15 protein-coding genes are annotated in these 15623 nt (G+C 69.1%); 8 read left to right on the forward strand and 7 right to left on the reverse strand.

The window, feature by feature from the left end; all coding sequences use genetic code 11:
* The first annotated feature begins 115 nt into the window (after positions 1–115).
* Genes EKM57_RS01095 through EKM57_RS01105 form a run of 3 tightly spaced genes read left to right on the forward strand, consistent with a single transcriptional unit; the run spans position 116 to position 2810 of the window.
* A complete protein-coding gene (locus EKM57_RS01095) occupies positions 116–1336 on the forward strand; it encodes a toxic anion resistance protein (protein ID WP_129790615.1) in 1221 nt (406 codons plus the stop codon).
* A 1-nt stretch (position 1337) separates the two neighbouring features.
* Entirely contained in the window at positions 1338–2075 is a 738-nt protein-coding gene (locus EKM57_RS01100; protein ID WP_129790616.1) for a hypothetical protein, read from the forward strand.
* 15 nt (positions 2076–2090) lie between these two features.
* Positions 2091–2810 carry a hypothetical protein gene (locus EKM57_RS01105; protein WP_129790617.1) on the forward strand — a complete coding sequence of 240 codons (720 nt, stop codon included), beginning with the start codon at positions 2091–2093 and terminating at the stop codon, positions 2808–2810.
* A 66-nt stretch (positions 2811–2876) separates the two neighbouring features.
* Here the strand turns inward: EKM57_RS01105 and EKM57_RS01110 are convergent, their stop codons facing one another.
* From EKM57_RS01110 to EKM57_RS01120, 3 genes are read right to left on the reverse strand one after another with little or no spacing between them, the layout of a single operon-like run.
* Positions 2877–4214 carry an MFS transporter gene (locus EKM57_RS01110; RefSeq protein ID WP_129790618.1) on the reverse strand — a complete coding sequence of 446 codons (1338 nt, stop codon included), beginning with the start codon at positions 4212–4214 and terminating at the stop codon, positions 2877–2879.
* On the reverse strand, positions 4211–5497 hold the full coding sequence (locus EKM57_RS01115) for an MFS transporter (RefSeq protein ID WP_129790619.1): 1287 nt from the start codon (positions 5495–5497) through the stop codon (positions 4211–4213). Before EKM57_RS01115 ends, EKM57_RS01110 begins: the two co-directional genes overlap by 4 nt.
* A gap of 54 nt (positions 5498–5551) precedes the next feature.
* A complete protein-coding gene (locus EKM57_RS01120; protein ID WP_129790620.1) occupies positions 5552–5755 on the reverse strand; it encodes a hypothetical protein in 204 nt (67 codons plus the stop codon).
* Positions 5756–5921: 166 nt separating this feature from the next.
* On the opposite strand from EKM57_RS01120, the gene EKM57_RS01125 reads away from it, so the two are divergent.
* A complete protein-coding gene (locus EKM57_RS01125) occupies positions 5922–6908 on the forward strand; it encodes a bile acid:sodium symporter family protein (RefSeq protein WP_206185245.1) in 987 nt (328 codons plus the stop codon).
* A gap of 3 nt (positions 6909–6911) precedes the next feature.
* On the opposite strand, the gene EKM57_RS01130 is transcribed toward EKM57_RS01125, so the two are convergent.
* The 3 genes from EKM57_RS01130 to EKM57_RS01140 form a co-directional block, all read right to left on the reverse strand.
* Positions 6912–8069 (reverse strand): aminotransferase, encoded by a 1158-nt coding sequence (locus EKM57_RS01130; RefSeq protein WP_129790621.1) that lies wholly within the window; start codon positions 8067–8069, stop codon positions 6912–6914.
* Between the two features lie 117 nt (positions 8070–8186).
* A complete protein-coding gene (locus tag EKM57_RS01135) occupies positions 8187–8984 on the reverse strand; it encodes a hypothetical protein (RefSeq protein ID WP_129790622.1) in 798 nt (265 codons plus the stop codon).
* Positions 8985–9065: 81 nt separating this feature from the next.
* Entirely contained in the window at positions 9066–10343 is a 1278-nt protein-coding gene (locus EKM57_RS01140) for a S8 family serine peptidase (RefSeq protein ID WP_129790623.1), read from the reverse strand.
* Between the two features lie 89 nt (positions 10344–10432).
* Here EKM57_RS01140 and EKM57_RS01145 point away from each other — a divergent pair, with 89 nt between their 5' ends.
* Genes EKM57_RS01145 through EKM57_RS01155 form a run of 3 tightly spaced genes read left to right on the forward strand, consistent with a single transcriptional unit; the run spans position 10433 to position 12483 of the window.
* A complete protein-coding gene (locus tag EKM57_RS01145) occupies positions 10433–10921 on the forward strand; it encodes an RNA polymerase sigma factor (RefSeq protein WP_129790624.1) in 489 nt (162 codons plus the stop codon).
* Positions 10918–11643, forward strand: coding sequence for an anti-sigma factor (locus EKM57_RS01150; protein ID WP_129790625.1), 726 nt, complete (start codon positions 10918–10920; stop codon positions 11641–11643). The genes EKM57_RS01145 and EKM57_RS01150 overlap by 4 nt, the downstream gene beginning before the upstream one ends.
* 60 nt (positions 11644–11703) lie before the next feature.
* Positions 11704–12483, forward strand: a complete 780-nt coding sequence (locus EKM57_RS01155) for a hypothetical protein (RefSeq protein WP_129790626.1) — start codon at positions 11704–11706, stop codon at positions 12481–12483.
* Positions 12484–12594: 111 nt separating this feature from the next.
* On the opposite strand, the gene EKM57_RS01160 is transcribed toward EKM57_RS01155, so the two are convergent.
* Positions 12595–13836, reverse strand: a complete 1242-nt coding sequence (locus EKM57_RS01160) for a cell wall hydrolase (protein WP_243450840.1) — start codon at positions 13834–13836, stop codon at positions 12595–12597.
* A 457-nt stretch (positions 13837–14293) separates the two neighbouring features.
* Here EKM57_RS01160 and EKM57_RS01165 point away from each other — a divergent pair, with 457 nt between their 5' ends.
* Positions 14294–15508: a hypothetical protein gene (locus EKM57_RS01165; protein WP_165357138.1), complete on the forward strand. Its 1215-nt coding sequence runs from the start codon at positions 14294–14296 to the stop codon at positions 15506–15508.
* Positions 15509–15623 lie beyond the last annotated feature (115 nt).

Raw genomic sequence — 15623 nt, forward strand, 5'->3', positions numbered from 1 at the left:
GGCCTGAACAATTCCCGTGACCGCGCGGTGACCTAGCCAAATAATACACGTTATCCCTTGCGCTGGAACGCGGCAGGCCCCAATCTCAAGAGGAACGCAAAGGAGTGGGAAAGCCATGGCAACCCAGACCGACACATCGACCGAGGCCCGTGCGGGAAGCGCGCCGACGCTGACGCTGGAGGCGCCGAGCCCGCTGCAGTCCGTTCAGCCGGAGCAAGCCGCGGGCCTCGTCCCGCTCAAGGACGAGCAGAAAAGCCAGCTCGAGGAGAGGGTGGACACCTTCGTGGCCGAACTGGTGGCGCTCGACTCCAATTCGCCCGACTTCGGCAAGAAAGTCGACCAGCTGACAACCATGGGGCGCAAGGAGATTGCCGAGGCGGCGAGCCATTCCAACCGCTTCCTCGACCGGCCGGTGAAGGCGATCAACAGCGACACCGGGATCGGCGCCGATCTGACGGAGCTGCGCAAGACGGTCGAGGCGCTCGATCCTGCCCGGGGCAACATCAGCCGCCCGCGGCGGCTGTTCGGGATCATCCCGTTCGGCAACAGCCTGCGCGGCTACTTCATGAAATATCAGTCGGCGCAGACCCATATCGCCAAGATCCTCGCGGCCCTCGCGTCCGGCAAGGACGAGCTCTTGCAGGACAATGCCGCGATAGACACCGAGCGCGCGCAGATGTGGCGGACGATGGGCAAGCTCGAGCAGATGATCCATATTTCCAAAACGCTCGACGCCAAGCTCGAGGAGAAAGCGAACGAGCTGGACGCCACCGAGCCGGCCAAGGCCAAGGCGATCCGCGAGACCGCCCTCTTCTATACCCGTCAGCGCACCACCGACCTGCTCACGCAGATGGCCGTCACGGTCCAGGGCTATCTGGCGCTCGACCTGGTCAAGAAGAACAACATCGAGCTGGTGAAGGGCGTGGACCGCGCATCGACCACGACGGTGTCGGCATTGCGCACGGCGGTGACGGTTGCCCAGGCGCTGACCAACCAGAAGCTGGTGCTCGAGCAGATTACCGCCTTGAACACGACCACGGCCAACATGATCGAGAGCACCGGCATCCTCCTGAAGACCCAGTCGGGCGAGATTCACAAGCAGGCGGCTTCGTCGACCATCCCGCTGGAAACGCTGCAACGCGCCTTCCAGAACATCTACGAGACGATGGACACGATCGACCGGTTCAAGATCGAGGCGCTCGGGAACATGAAGCAGACCGTCGACGTGCTCGGCAAGGAGGTCGAGAAGAGCCGCGGCTATATCGCCCGCGCCGAGGGAGTCGAGCAGAACCGGCTCGCCGGCACGGAATCGCCGCTGACGGCACTCGAGGGCTGAGATGCCGAGTCGTCCCCGCGGGGTGAACGAGATGATCGCCCGCATGGACGATGTGATCGGTCGCATCGACCGCACGTCCGCGTCCCGCGCAGCGGAGCGCCGGAACATCTCGCGCGGCGCGGCGGCAATTGCGCGCAAGGCAACCAATATCGGCGTCGCCATCGGGCTGCTGATCGCCGCCACCATCGCCTTCGGCCTCATCGTCGGGCCGATCGGGATAGGCGGCCTGTTCGCCGTCGCCGCCCTGATGTTCCTCGCCGTCCTCCTCTTCTCCTTCTGGCCGTCCGAGAAGCCGATCGTCGAGTTCAGGGAGGACATGCCCAACCAGGCAGTGGTCCAGCGGCTGGACAGTCTGCTGGTGCGCAAGCGCGCCGCCCTCCCCGCCCCGGCGGCGAGCCGCATCGACGCGATCAGCGCGCAGTTGCCGCTGCTCGAGAACCGCCTCGGCGAGACCCAGATTCTCGACCCGCTTGCCCAGGACGCGCGACGGCTCATGGGCAAGCACCTCCCCGAGCTGATCGAGCGATACGAACGGGTGCCGCCCGCCTATCGACACGAGCGCGACGGCGAAGGCATGACCGTGGACGAAAGGCTGATCGCCGGACTGGATGCGGCAAAGACGGCACTCGACGACCTGGGCCGCAAGCTGGCGCACGAGGATCTCACCGCCTTCGAGACTCAGGGCCGCTTCATCGAAAGCCGCTACAAGGATAGCAGCGGCGCCATCCGGAGCGAATAGGACCGGGTTCGGGACATGGCCTTCGAGCTGGAACGCGTCCTTTACGAAACCGAGGATTTCCTCAGGCGCAATCTGCGTTCGCGCAGTGCGCGAGAGGCGCAAAAGCGCCGCGCCCAGCGCAAGTTTCGGGAAGCGATTCGGCGCATGCGGCGCGCCGGTTTCATTCTCGTCGCCTTGCTGCTCGCTTTGGTCCTGGTCAGCATCTTCGTCGTCGAGATCGGCTTTCTCACCTGGATGGTGGCGCTGCCGACCGTGCTCCTCGTCTCGCTCATGTCGCTGTTCTGGCCATCGCGGCGGGCGGTGCAGCTGGCAGCGGAGACGCCGGTCGTGCCTCTGGGCGAACTGGCGGTGCGCGCCGAGGACGGACTGATCGACCGGAGCAAGGAGCTTCCCGGGCGAGCCCTCCCCGCTGCCGATGCGATTATCGCCCGGCTGAGCGAGCTGCAGCCGCACCTCGACACGCTCGATCCCCGCTCGACGCTTGCCGGCGACGCGCGGCGGCTGATCGGCGAGCATCTGCCGCGGCTGGTCGATTCCTACCTCGAACTGCCGCCGAGCCGGCGCGGGCCGGCGGCGGAAAGCACGTCACGCTTCACGGAAAGCCTCGACATCGTCGGCCAGGAGCTCGACCATCTGATCGATCAATGCTGCCGCGACCGGCACTTGAGCTTCGAGACCCAGCGCCGCTTCATCGAGACGCGCTATCGCGAGGACCCTCACCTCAAGGGGGAGTGATCCTTCGATTCCCGCCTCGCGTCGCTCAGCAGCCGGTCGGATTTGCTGGAATCGGAGGACCGTGCTTCACCGTTCGCCCGGCAGGGCAATGCCGCGCAGCGACTTGCCGGCGGTTTCGATCAGGAAGAGCAAGGCGACGGCGCCGACCACGCAGGCACCCATCATATAATAAGCCGGAAAGAGCGAGTCCCCTGTTCGGTCGATCAGCCAGCTGTTTGCCGCCGGTGCCGTGCCGCCGAACAGCGACGTCGCGACGTTGTAGGAAATCGCGAAGCCGGCAAAGCGGACGTGGGTCGGGAACATGGCCGGGAAGGTCGCGGAGATCGTCGCCAGCTGGGGCACGTACAGGAAGCCGAGCAAGGCGAAGCCGACGATCGCCCCGGCCAATCCGGTCTCCATCAGGTGGTAGAGCGGGATGACGGCGACGAACAGGCCGATCAGCGAGAACCACCAGAGCGGCTTGCGGCCAAACCGGTCGGACAAGGCGCCGGCCAAGGGCAAGAACAACATCATGAACAGCATGCCGGCGATCGGCACGATCAGGGCGGCCTCGGTGGTCAGGCCCAGCCGCCGCTGGAGATAGGTCGGCATGTAGCTCAGCAGCGTATAGTTGACGACGTTGAGGGCGACGACCATGCCGCCCATGACCAGCAGCGGCCGCCAGTAATCGCGCATCAGATCGGCCAGCTCGCTGCGGCTGCTTTTCTCCTTCTGCCCCTTCTGCTCGATCTCGCGGAAGATCGGCGTGTCCTCCATGCGGGAGCGCAGGTAGAGGCCGATCAACCCCATCGGGCCGGCGACCAGGAACGGAATGCGCCAGCCCCATTCGTGCATCGCCTCGCTGCCGAGCCAGAGCGAGAAGCCCAGCATCAGCAGGGCGCCCAGCGAAAAGCCGGCAAGCGTGCCGACCTCGAGGAAGCTGCCGTAGAAGCCGCGTCGCGCGTCGGGAGCATATTCGGCCATGAAGGTGGCGGCGCCGCCATATTCCCCGCCGGTCGAGAAGCCTTGGACCATTCGGAGCAGGATGAGCAGCACGGGGGCCCAGAAGCCGATCGTGTCATAGGCCGGGATGAGCCCGACGCAGACAGTCGCGCCGGCCATCAGCAGGATGGTGAACGCGAGGACCGATTTGCGGCCGAGGCGGTCGCCGAGCGGTCCCCAAAACAGGCCACCCAGAGGCCGGATGAGGAAGGAGATGGCGAAGGTGCCGAGCGCGAACAGGGTTGCGGACTCCGCCTCTCCCGGAAAGAGCGCTGCGGAGATGTAGACAACGCCATAGGCATAAATGCCGTAGTCGAACCATTCGGTGGCGTTGCCCATCGCCGAGGCGGCAATCGCCCGCCTGATGATGCGGGGATCGGTGGCGGGCTCGCCGGCGGGGACGTGGTTCGCGGCATCGGTCATCCTGTTCTCCTGGCTGTCGCGGACTGGTCCGCGTCGCTTGGGGGGGAGGCCGCACTGTCCCCATCCGGCGTCCGAGGATCAAGCCTTGCGGACATCGGGGTGGTTCGCGGCAGGATCTGGTAGGCGCCCTGGCGTTCGCTCGGCACCGGCGCCCGCGCCCATTGGCGCCACAGGCCGAAGGCGACCGCAGCGGCGGCACAGACGGCCACTGCAATGAAGAGGCCGCCGGGGCCGGCCGCCGACATCGCACCCGCTCCGACGAGCGGACCGGCGGCCGCGCCGGCCGAATAGAGCAGCACCAACCCGCCGCTCGCCGCGACGCGCTGCCCCCCTGTCAGATGGTCATTGGTATGGGCGACGCAGAGCGGATAAAGCGCGAAACTCAGGCCGCCGAACAGAAAACCGGCGATCATCAGCGGCACGCCCGGCGTCGCGACCAGAGCAAGCGCGACGCCCACCCCGACGGTGCCGGCGAAGGCGAATACGATGATCCGCCTGCGGTCGAATCGATCGGACAGGCGGCCGAGCGGCCATTGCAGGGCGATGCCCCCGACGATGACGAGGCTCATGAAGAATGCCGTGTCCGACAAGTCCATCCCGAGCCCACGAGCGTATACGGGACCCAGCCCGTAAAAGGCCCCGAGCATGATCCCGGTCAAAGTGGCGCCAACGACGCCGAGCGGGGAGACGGCGTAGAGCCGGCTCAGCGAAAAGGATGAGTTCTCGCCGATCGGCGGCCCCGCCGACCGGGTCAGGGTCACCGGTATGACGGCGAGCGAGATCAGGATCGACGCGGTGACGTAGGCCATGACCGGGGCGCCGCCGCTGACGTTCAGCAATTGCTGGCCAAGCGCCTGACCGGAATAGAGGAAGATCATGTAGGCGGCGAGGACCCCGCCTCGATCGGGGCCTTCCGCGCGATCGTTGAGCCAGCTTTCGAGGCAGACGAACACGCCGGCAACGCAGAAGCCGTCCACCAGGCGCAGGAGGGCCCAGAAGAGCGGCGCCTCGAGAGCCGCATACGTCAGGGTGCTCGCCGAAAAGAGCGACACGAAGGCCGCGAAGGCGCGAATGTGCCCGACGCGCTGGATCACCGGCGGTACTCGAAGCGATCCAAGGGTGAGACCCACGAAATAGGCGGTCGCGACGAGGCCGATGAGGATCGGGCCGCTGCCTTGCGCCTCCAGGCGCAAGCTCACCAGAGTGGTCATATAGCCGCCCCCGGCCATCAGCATCAGGATGGCGAGGAGCAGGCTGCGCACGTTGAGGATCGAAGCCGGCACGTACCGTCAATGAAAAGTCACTGTCTGCGTTCCCGCCGAGGAACGATACGGCCGTCAGGAGGTGGTCCTTGCGCGGGATGCCGGCTTTCGCTTGTCGGCCAGCCGCGCGACCACCTCGGTCGGTGTCTGGGAAACGGTGAAATGGTCGTCCCTGGAGAAATGGATGACCGTCTCGCCGCCTTCGGTGGGGATGATGTAGCGGACATGCTCCGGGGCAACGGCAATGCTGTCCCCGTCAGTGAGTGTGAACCAGATCAAGACGACCTCCTGGCTTCCATAGAAATGAGGGGAGCGGATTGGCTAGCCCCGTTATCCGCTTGTGGACGAGGGCGGACAAGGGGCTTGGGCCGTCCATCCGTCCCTGCTGCGGGAGGGTGCATGGCCGCTCTTGCCCGGCGCGCCGGGTGCGGCCAAAGCCTCGGCGATGCTGGCCCGATTGCTGCCCGACCGCTTCGTCCTTTGGCTGCTCGCCGCGGTCGCGCTGGCGATCGCCTTTCCAGTCGCCGGCGGCACGGCGGCCGCGGTGGACAGCCTGACGCTGGCGGCGATCTTCTCCTTGTTCTTCCTCCACGGCGTCCGGCTCCCGCGCGAGGCCTTGTTGTCGGGCGTGACCGACTGGAAGCTGCACGTCGCCATCCTCGCCCTCACCTTCGTGGCCTTCCCGCTGGCGGGACTTGGGCTCGCCGCAGCCTTCCCCGGCTTGCTGCCGCCCTCTTTGTGGAGCGGTCTTCTGTTCCTTTGCGCTCTGCCATCCACGGTGCAAAGCTCGATCGCTTATACATCTATCGCCCGAGGCAATGTCGCAGGTGCGGTGGCGGCCGCCGCCTTCTCCAATCTCGCCGGCGTGTTCCTGACCCCGCTCCTCGTCGCTCTGATGCTGAAGGCGTCGGGCGTCTCGATCTCGGCGGCCGGCATCGGCAAGATCTTCGCGCTGCTGTTCCTGCCTTTCCTCCTTGGCCACGGCCTGCGGCCGCTGCTGCTGCCGTTCGTCGCGAAGCGGCCAAGGCTCGCCACTCTGGTCGACAAGGGAACGATCCTCCTCGCCGTCTACGGCGCCTTCTCGGCAGCCACGGTGGAAGGCGTATGGCGGCGGCTCCCAAGGGAGGATCTGGCGATCCTGGCGGGCATACTCGTCCTCCTGCTCGCGTTGATCCTCGCCGCGGCCTGGGCGCTCGGCCGCTTCGGCGGCTTCGCTCGCCCGAGCCGCGCCGCAATCCTCTTCTGCGGGTCGGTCAAGGGCCTCGCGACCGGCGTGCCCATGGCGCGGATCCTCTTTCCGGGACCCGCGGCCGGCCTGATCATCCTGCCTGTCATGATCTTCCACAGCATCCAGCTCGTCATCTGTGCCTGGATCGCAGGCGCCATGGCGCAGGCGGGAAAGGAGGATGGCGAGGCTTCCGCGGCGACGTAGAATTCAGGCGAACAGCGCCCTCGCTCTGCCGAGCCGCTCGATTCCCTCGTCGAGCGTCTCGCGCTTCTTGGCGAAGCATAAGCGGACGACGCTGATGACCGGATCTTCGGTGTAGAAGGCCGATACGGGGATGGCGGCGACGCCGGCTTCGTGGACGGCGCGCTCACAGAAAACGACGTCGTCGACGGCGATGCCCGATGCGGGGAGATCGATCGACAGAAAATAGGTCGCCTCGGCCGCCAGGGTGACGAAGCCCTGGCCTTCGAGGCCGCGACGCAGATGGTCGCGCGCCTGGGCGAAGCCCGAGGTTGTCCGCTCGAGGTCGTCGGGCGGCTTGGAAAGCCCGTAGGCGACCGCTGTCTGCAGATTGGGCGCGGTCGAATAAGTGACGAACTGGTGAGCCTTGGCCACGACGTCGGCAAGTGCCGGCGGTGCGACGATCCAGCCGACCTTCCAGCCCGTCAGCGAGAAGATCTTGCCGGCCGAGCCGACCTTCACCGTCCGCTCGGCCATTCCGGGCAGCGCCGACAGGGGTAGGAAGAGGCGGCCGTCGAAAACGACATGCTCCCACACCTCGTCGGTCAGCGCGATCGCGCCGGCGGCCAAGCAGGCTTCCGCGAGCAAGGCGAGCTCTTCGCGGTCGAACAGGCGTGAGGTGGGATTGTGCGGATTGTTGAACACGACCAGCCGAGTACGGGTGGTGAAGGCGGCGGCGAGCGCCTCACCCGTGATCCGCCAGTCAGGCGGAGCCAGCTTGACCAGCCGCGGCACGCCGCCGGCGCGGCGGACCAGGGGCAGATAGGCATCATAGAGCGGCTGGAACAGGACGACCTCGTCGCCCGGCTCGATCAGGGCGAGCAGGGCGGAAGCCAGCGCCTCGGTGGCACCCGAAGTGACGATTATTCCACCTGCGTCGAGCTCGAGACCCTGAAACCGCCGATAATGAGCGGCGACCGCCTCGCGCAGCTCCGGCAGACCGCGCATCGGCGCATATTGGTTCGAGCCGGCTCGCACCGCCTGCGCGGCGCGGTCGAGCACGTCCTCCGGCCAGCCGAAATCGGGAAAGCCCTGGCCGAGATTGACTGCGCCCAGCGCGCGGGCGAGCCCGGACATGTGGTCGAAGATGGTGATGGGAAGATCGGCGAAGAGCGGATTCGTCATCGCCCGCAGGCATAGCATGGACGGAGGCGGTGCAAATACAAGGAAGGCCCGGCGCCATCCGGGCGCCGGGCCTTCGCCGACCGAGGACCTCGAGTCCTCTCCCGCGCTGGCGAGCGGTCAGCGGTTCCGCGCGTCCGCCGACCGGGCCTGATCGCGCGCCTCGCGGCGGACGTCGCCGCGACCCATGGCCGAGACCAGGGCGTCGCCGGAGACGGAGAAATTGTCCGCCGGCAGCGCGGCCAGCCGGTCGCCGACGCCGACGATCACCGTGTCGACGGCGCCATTGGCGGCGGCCCGCAGCGACTGGACCTCGCCGATCGCCCGGCCCGACGTGTCACGCACGATCATGCCCGGCGACACCGTCAGCGCACCCGCCGCAGCGGCCGCGGCCGAACCGGCCGCCGCGAGCGAGCCGCTGCCCGAGGAAAGCCCGCCATTGGCGGCTCCCGCGGCGCTGCCCTGCGCGGAGGCGGCCGCGTTGCCGGAAGCGCCCAGAAGGCCACCTGCGGCGGCGCCCGCGCTTCCGACGGCGCTGCCGACCGCGTCCGTGCCGATCAGCTGCGCGCCGGCACCGGCTTCGCCGGAGCCGCCGCCGCTCGCGTCGCCGGACGCTCCGGGCGAACCGAGCGCGGTATCGGCGGCCACGGCGAGCGACCCGCCCGCTTCGGCATTGCTCTCCGCGCGCGCATCCGCGCGGCCGGAGCGGGTGTCGATGCTGCGATCGATCCGCGTGGCGCCGGATCCGGAAAGGGCCCCGCCGACGCTCTGATTGATGCCGCCCAGGGAGCCCCCCAGTGCCCCGCCGAGCTGACCTCCGAGTTGGCCGCCCAGACCGCCACCGCCCAGCAGTTGGGCCGAGGCCGGGGCGCCGACGAGGACGGCGCCGCCGGCCGCGAGTTTCAGAACGAGCTTCATGGTCAGTCTCCTTGCCATTCGAGGAAATGGGGTCCTCATGGGGCTAACGAGACGAACCGCCGGTTTAATCCCGGAAGGCTATCAATCGCGTCGGTAGGGGGTTCGGCAATCACTGCAGACGATGCCCCGGCCGACGCCGCGCCGCCCCCGCCCCGCCGCTTCCGCATCCAGTGCGGCCAGCGGATTCGGGCGGCCGACATGGTGGGCGAGCCGTCCCGCGACGAACGGCACGGCATAAGAGGTGCCGCGCACCGGCGCGAGCCCGCCGCCGAGGGACGCCGCGGCCATGTCGGCGCCCGGCGCGGCATAATCGAGATGGAGCGCCCGTCCGGCCTCGATCAGCACCCTGCCGCGCCGATCGACGCCGGTGACGGCGATCACCCCCGGATAGGAAGCGGGATAAGCGGGCGGCGCGGCGCGCCCGTCATTGCCGACCGCGGCGACGATGTGCATCCCGCGCGCCTTTGCCTGCGCGACGGCGCGCGCCACGACCGGGTTGGCGGGCCCGACGAGGCTGATCGCCACGACCGGAACGCGGGACTGGGCGAGCCAGCCGAGCGCGCGCGCGAGCGCCAGCGCGTTGCCGCCCGCCGGATCGCGACCGTAGATGTCGGCGACAGCGAGCGTCGCGCCGGGAGCCGCGCCACGCACGCTGCCCTGCCCTGCCGCCAGCGAGGCCACGGCCGTGCCGTGCGCGCTCGCGCGCGGCGCGCCCTGGGCGAACCCCTGCTGACGGACGCGCCCGCGAAGTGCCGGGTGCGGTCCGACGCCGCCGTCGATGATTCCGATCACCAGCGCACCGCCGCCGCTGACGGCCGGCACGGACCGCGCAGCGGCCCCGCCGGCAGCGACCGCGCCGCCGCTCGGGACGTGAAGGTGGTTCGCCGCGAACTCGCCGGTCGGCGCGAGGCGGCGGAGCCGTGATAGCGCCCGGTCGACCGACCAGCCGCGCGGTACCCGCAAGGTGACCGTGCGCATGTCGAGTCCCTCGATACGCTCCTCGCCCAACGCCTCGAATCCCGCGGCTTCCGCGGCGGCGAGAGCCACCGGATCCGGATCGATCGCGATCACCTCGCTACGCACCGCAGGACCGAGCCGGGTCATCTCGAGCCGGTCGGGGTTGGCCCGGACCAGATCGCGAAGCCGGTCCACCCTCGTCGCGGCCAGGTCACGCGCGCTGGATCGAACAGTCTCGATCGTCTCGCCGGTCCGGTCGAGCGTGTCGGTCGTCACACGCTCGACGTCGCCAAGAACCCCGCCGAGGACGGGCGGGGTGGGAAGGAGCTGCGCGTGCGAGCGGCCGCACAGCAGCAACAGGACTGCCGCCATCGTCCAGCATCGCCATGATCGTCCGCGCATCGCTCGCCCCTGCCACATTTTTCCTTGCACCGGGATGAAACGTCCCTGACCGTCCGTTTCCTCCAGCGACACGAGACGGAGTTCGCCTGTTGCAGGCTTTCGAGCGCGAGCTGCTGACGCTGCTGCCCCGGCTGCGCCGATTTGCCCGCGCACTCGCCCGCGATGCGGCGGATGCGGACGATCTGACCCAGGTCGCCCTGGAACGCGCGCTCAAGGGCCGCGACAGCTGGCAACCGGGCACGAAGCTGGATGCATGGATGATGAGGATCATGCGCAACTGCTGGATCGACGAGGTGCGCAGCCGCACGCGCCGCGCCCAGACCTTCGCGCCCGAGGAGGCGGGACAATCGGTCGGCAGCGACGCCGATCGGGACATCGAGCTGCAAGCGGAGATGCGCGACGTCGACCGCGCGATGAACGCCCTTCCACCCGAGCAGCGCGAGGCGGTTGCGCTCGTGCTTGTAGAGGGCCTGGCCTATCGCGAGGCGGCGGACCTGCTCGACATACCGATCGGCACGCTGACGTCGCGCCTGACGCGCGGGCGGCAGGCGCTGGCGCAGATGCTGGAGGCAGCATGAACGACATGGATGACGCGCGGCTGATGGCCTATCTCGACGGCGAGCTCGCGCCGGCCGAGCGCACCGAGGTAGAGCAGGCGCTCGCGGGCGATCCCGAGCTGCGTTCCCGCCTGGACGCGCAAGGACGGCTGCGGGAGAGGCTAGCGGCGCATTACGGCCCGGTCGCGGAGGAGGAGGTGCCGGAGCGCTTCCGGCAGATGCTCGGCGGGAGCACGGACAATGTGGTCGATCTCGCCGACGCCCGCGAGCGCCGGCGACGGCCGCTCTGGCAGACCGCCGCCGCTTTGGCCGCGACACTCGTGATCGGCTTCTTCGTCGGCAGGCTGGTGACGGTCGAGTCCGGCCCGGTCGCGCTGCGCGGCGCGGAAATGGTTGCCTCGGGCGGGCTGGCCGAGGCGCTCGACACTCAGCTCGCCTCCGCCCCGTCGCCCGATGCCGGCGCCCGGATCGGCGTCACCTTCGCCCGCACCGACGGCAGCCTGTGCCGGACCTTCGAGGGTCCCGCGCTGGCCGGCCTTGCCTGCCGCGCGGATTCGGGCTGGCAAATCGTCATGACCACCGCCCGCGAGGGCGCGGAGGCCGGCGAGTATCGGCAGGCGGGCTCGACCAACGCCTTGGTGCTGCAGACGGCGCAGGACCTGATGGCCGGCGAGCCGCTCGATGCCGAGGCCGAGCGGAGGGCCCGCGACTCGGGCTGGAGGCCGATTCCGCGGGCGCGGTGAGCCTTCAGGATTAAATGCGCGGCTCCATCCGTTCCCGGGAGAAAGAACGGAGGAGTATCCATGAAAATCTTGGCAGCAACCGCTTTGTGTCTGGTCCCGATTGCCGCTCCGGCGCTCGCCAAGCCCGCAGCCGAGTTCAGCGCCGGCGTCGAGCACCAGTCGGGCGACTATGGGACGGGCGAGCCGGTTGACCTCACCGCGGTCCGCGGCACGGTCCGGATCGAGGAAGGGGGCTTCTTCCTGTACGGATCGCTGCCCTATCAGAGGATCGAGGCGCCGGGGAACGTCGTCGGCGGTGGCGGAACGCTGCTCGGACTGCCGATCATCATCGACCCGACCCAACCGGACACGCACGAGGTCCGCGAAGGCCTCGGCGACCTCCGCGTCGGCGCTGGCTACCGGCTGGCCGGGCCGGCCGGGATCGGCCTCGCGGTTGCCGGCGAGGTGAAGCTCCCGACCGCATCGGCCCGCCGGGGGCTCGGCACCGGCGAGACCGACGTGACGGTCGCCGCGGAGGCGAGCCGGACGTTCGGCGCCGTCACTCCCTTCGCCTCGGTCAGCTTCACCATGCCCGGCGATCCGGAAGAGTATCGGCTGCGCGACAGCCTTGCGGTCCGCGGCGGATTGGCCGCCCGGCTGGGACGCGCGGCGCGGGGATCGATCGCCTATGGCCACGCACAGAGCCTGTCGCCGCTGGTCCCCGACGAGCGGCAGGTCTCGGGCCGGCTGAACGTCGGTCTATCCGACCGGCTGTCGGTCGGGGTGCACGGCAATGCGGGCCTTTCCGACGGCGCCGCGGACATGGGCGCTGGGGTGCAGATCGGCTGGCGGCTGTTCTGAGCCCGGGAGGCGAATCGCCGCACGACCGCAGTGCCGTCCCGCCGGCGAAATGGCGATATCGATCCGTCGAGAACCTTCAGCACTCGCAGGCCCGGTCCGGAAGTCGGCGGATCAACGCCCTGCGGCGGAGTCGGTCGTCGCCGGGGGAGGAGCATTGACGGTCGGCGTCGTCGCCGGTGCGGGCGCGGCGGCGCGAGGCTGCGGCGGCGCCGGGGTCGGCCGGATCGGCTGCGGCGCGTCTGCGGGGTCGACCGTGCCCCAGCGGCCGAGCGGGCGCTGCTGGGGCTCGCTGGAGCGCGTGTCGCTACCGGTCAGCGCCCAGCGCTGGGTAGCGGAAAGGTTGCGGTCGGCGCGGGCACGCTCGGTGATCAGCGCATTGGCGGTGTCTCGGCGCAGCGGCTCGTATCGACGCAGCACCGCGCGCTGGAAGCTGTCGACGCTGCCGATCGCCGCGGCTTCGTCGGCGGCCGCCGCCGCGGCGGCGTCGCGCGAACCCGTATCGGCCGCAGCCATACGCTCCGCCATGGTCGGCTGGCCGAAGCCGCCACGCCAGTCGATGGCGGGTTCGACGCCGGCATAACGGCTCGCGAAGGCATGGGGGCGGCCCCAGCCGCCGCTCCAGCGATAGAAGATGTGCGCGCCGATCGTGGCGGACTTGACCAGGCTGGGCGCCCAGTAGGGCACGACATAGTTGGCGTGATAGTGGGTCGCCCAGCCGACGGGCGAGAAGACGTAACCGCCGAGCGCGGCCTCGGCGACCTGGCGGGCGCGCTCCCAGAGCGCCGGCATGGGCGCTCGGCGCAACGAACCGTCGCAACTGAACGTGAACTGGCAGCCGGTGATCCTCCGCGCACCTTCGAATACGACGCCGCAGACCGTCGACGGCCAAGCGGGATGGCGGACGCGGTTGAGCACGACCTGCGCCACCGCGCGCTGGCCGTCGAGCGGCTCCGTTGCCGCTTCATAATAGATGGCCGCGGTCAGGCATTCGAGCGAACGCCGGCGGTCCGCCTCGCTCGCGCCTCCGAGCAGGAACGGCCGGGCGGCGGGATTGGCGAGGTCCGACACCGGTATGGCGGCATTCCAGGCGAGCGCGTCGGTAGGCGCAATCTGCTTCAACTGGGTCGCGGCCGTGCGGGCGGCAGCCTCCGTTAGCGGCGCATGTCCCTGCCGCTCCGCCATCAAGCGCGGCGGCGGGGAATCGAAGCCACGGCCGCTGCCGTGCAGTATCATGCTGGCGCCCGCCAGGAGCCAGAGCAGCAGCATCGCGGCCAGCAATAGCGTCGCGCGCCAGTGCTCGCGTACGGCCGCGAGAAGGGGCGGGGCTGAAAGCTTCGAGGCAAACGCCGTCATTCTATCACCGGTACGAGGGGAGAGTGGCCGATATATATAATACAGCCCGGCGGCAATCTGAAGGGGGGCCGGGTGGTGGCGACCGTGCGGCGAGTCGAGGCCGCGGCGTAGCAAGACCTTCGGATGACCCGTCGCGGTTGATGGCGCAACGGGCGGTCCGTCGAAACCCCCGCGCCTTCCGTCGAAACCTGCCCCGGCACCGATCAGGTCTCACTAGTTCGCCTCCCGGCCCGGGAGTCGCCGTGCCGTCGAGGAAGGGGGAAGCCCTGTGCTGACTGCGATGAACCGTTGCTTTTTGCTGGCGAACCGAGCCGGGTCGGGGTAATGAGCGGCGACTCGTCCCGGCGGTCTCGCCGCCGCAAGTCTGGAAAACAGGCGATCCCACCGCGTCCGATCGTAGCGGCGTGCTGAGGTCGCTCCAAATCTCGACCGTCATCCTGTTCAAGGGGAAATCGTGATGAAGTCAGTCCTTCTTTGTGCCGCCTCGATCGCCGTCGCCGTTGCCGCAGGGGCGGGAGCGCAATCTCGGCCGGCGGGAGGCACCGCAACCTACTGGATGTCGGCGGAAACGATGAGCGGGTTCGCGGCGGGGGCCGCCCAAGCGAACCCCCAGAGCGTCGTCGGCGCGCTGCTCGGCGGCCGCGGCGGCGGCGCCAATCCCTCCTTCGTCCGCAACCTGCATCTGCAGCTTGGCAGCCCCCGGCGCGCAAACGGCGCCCCGAGCGCCGAGCATCTGCCGCCGGCTGGCCTCGGCGCCGGCCCGTCGCTTCCGCTCACTACGCCTCAGGCCGCGCCGCAAACGACGCCGCCCAATTACATGCCCGGAATGACCGACGGTAATATGCGCGGCCGGCTTCTGATCTATTGGGGGTGCGGCGAGCAGGCGCGATCCGGTCAGCCGGTCGAGATCGACTTTGCGCGCATGGCGCGGGGCGAGGTGCCCGCAGCCATGGCGGCGCTGAACCTGCAGCCGATGATGCCGCCCTCCCCGGCCACGTCGGCCACTTATGGCGAATGGCCGAACGAGCGGGGCCGCACGACCGTGCCGGCGACCGGCTCGCTGGTCGGCGACCATGTCGTGCGCGGCAATTATTCGCCCGAGATCCGCTTCGCGCTGGCGCAAGGGCAGGATTTCCTAGCGCCGGTGAACGTCACTTCGAATAGCCCGGCTGCGTCCGGCTCGGTGCCGGTGACCTGGCAGGCGGTGCCCAACGCGCGCGCCTATTTCGTCATGGCGACCGGCGCGCGCGAGGACGGGACGATCGTGATGTGGACTTCGAGCGAGGTGCAGGCGGCGCAGATGGCGTTCGATTACCTCTCGCAGGGGGATATCGACCGACTGCTCCAGCAGCGCGTGCTGCTCAACCCGCAGACCACCCAGTGCACGGTTCCAGCCGAAGTGGCGGGCAGCGTGCAGGCGGCGTCGCTCATGGTGAACGCGTTTGGACCAGAGGCGAATTTCAGCCATCCGGCGCGGCCCGCGAACGCGCCACGCAACTGGGCTCCGGAATGGGCGGTGAAACTGCGCACGCGATCGACCTACATGGGCATGCTCGGCATGGATATGGCGGCGATGATGGGCGGGAACCGCAATGCCCGCAGCGGCGAAGAGCCGAGCCGGCCCGAGCGGCGCCGGCGCCGCAACCCGCTGGAGCGCATCTTCGGACAGTAAGCACCGGGTGAGACCGGCGGCACCGCGACGCGACTCGTGCTTCTTGCCCGAGGGAGCGGATTGAGGTCAGGGTCAGCGCAGGCATCCAATCCCCTTCCCCGTCTGGAATCCTGTA

The organism is Sphingosinicella sp. CPCC 101087, from assembly GCF_004151485.1.
Taxonomy (GTDB): domain Bacteria; phylum Pseudomonadota; class Alphaproteobacteria; order Sphingomonadales; family Sphingomonadaceae; genus Allosphingosinicella.

What these genes read in the sequence shown, in the direction of transcription:
- EKM57_RS01095 (WP_129790615.1), top strand. Translation starts at nt 116, where the DNA reads ATGGCAACCCAGACCGACACATCGACCGAGGCCCGTGCGGGAAGCGCG.
- EKM57_RS01100 (WP_129790616.1), top strand. Translation starts at nt 1,338, where the DNA reads ATGCCGAGTCGTCCCCGCGGGGTGAACGAGATGATCGCCCGCATGGAC.
- EKM57_RS01105 (WP_129790617.1), top strand. Translation starts at nt 2,091, where the DNA reads ATGGCCTTCGAGCTGGAACGCGTCCTTTACGAAACCGAGGATTTCCTC.
- EKM57_RS01110 (WP_129790618.1), bottom strand. Translation starts at nt 4,214, where the DNA reads ATGACCGATGCCGCGAACCACGTCCCCGCCGGCGAGCCCGCCACCGAT.
- EKM57_RS01125 (WP_206185245.1), top strand. Translation starts at nt 5,922, where the DNA reads ATGCTGGCCCGATTGCTGCCCGACCGCTTCGTCCTTTGGCTGCTCGCC.
- EKM57_RS01130 (WP_129790621.1), bottom strand. Translation starts at nt 8,069, where the DNA reads ATGACGAATCCGCTCTTCGCCGATCTTCCCATCACCATCTTCGACCAC.
- EKM57_RS01135 (WP_129790622.1), bottom strand. Translation starts at nt 8,984, where the DNA reads ATGAAGCTCGTTCTGAAACTCGCGGCCGGCGGCGCCGTCCTCGTCGGC.
- EKM57_RS01140 (WP_129790623.1), bottom strand. Translation starts at nt 10,343, where the DNA reads ATGCGCGGACGATCATGGCGATGCTGGACGATGGCGGCAGTCCTGTTG.
- EKM57_RS01150 (WP_129790625.1), top strand. Translation starts at nt 10,918, where the DNA reads ATGAACGACATGGATGACGCGCGGCTGATGGCCTATCTCGACGGCGAG.
- EKM57_RS01155 (WP_129790626.1), top strand. Translation starts at nt 11,704, where the DNA reads ATGAAAATCTTGGCAGCAACCGCTTTGTGTCTGGTCCCGATTGCCGCT.
- EKM57_RS01160 (WP_243450840.1), bottom strand. Translation starts at nt 13,836, where the DNA reads ATGACGGCGTTTGCCTCGAAGCTTTCAGCCCCGCCCCTTCTCGCGGCC.
- EKM57_RS01165 (WP_165357138.1), top strand. Translation starts at nt 14,294, where the DNA reads ATGAAGTCAGTCCTTCTTTGTGCCGCCTCGATCGCCGTCGCCGTTGCC.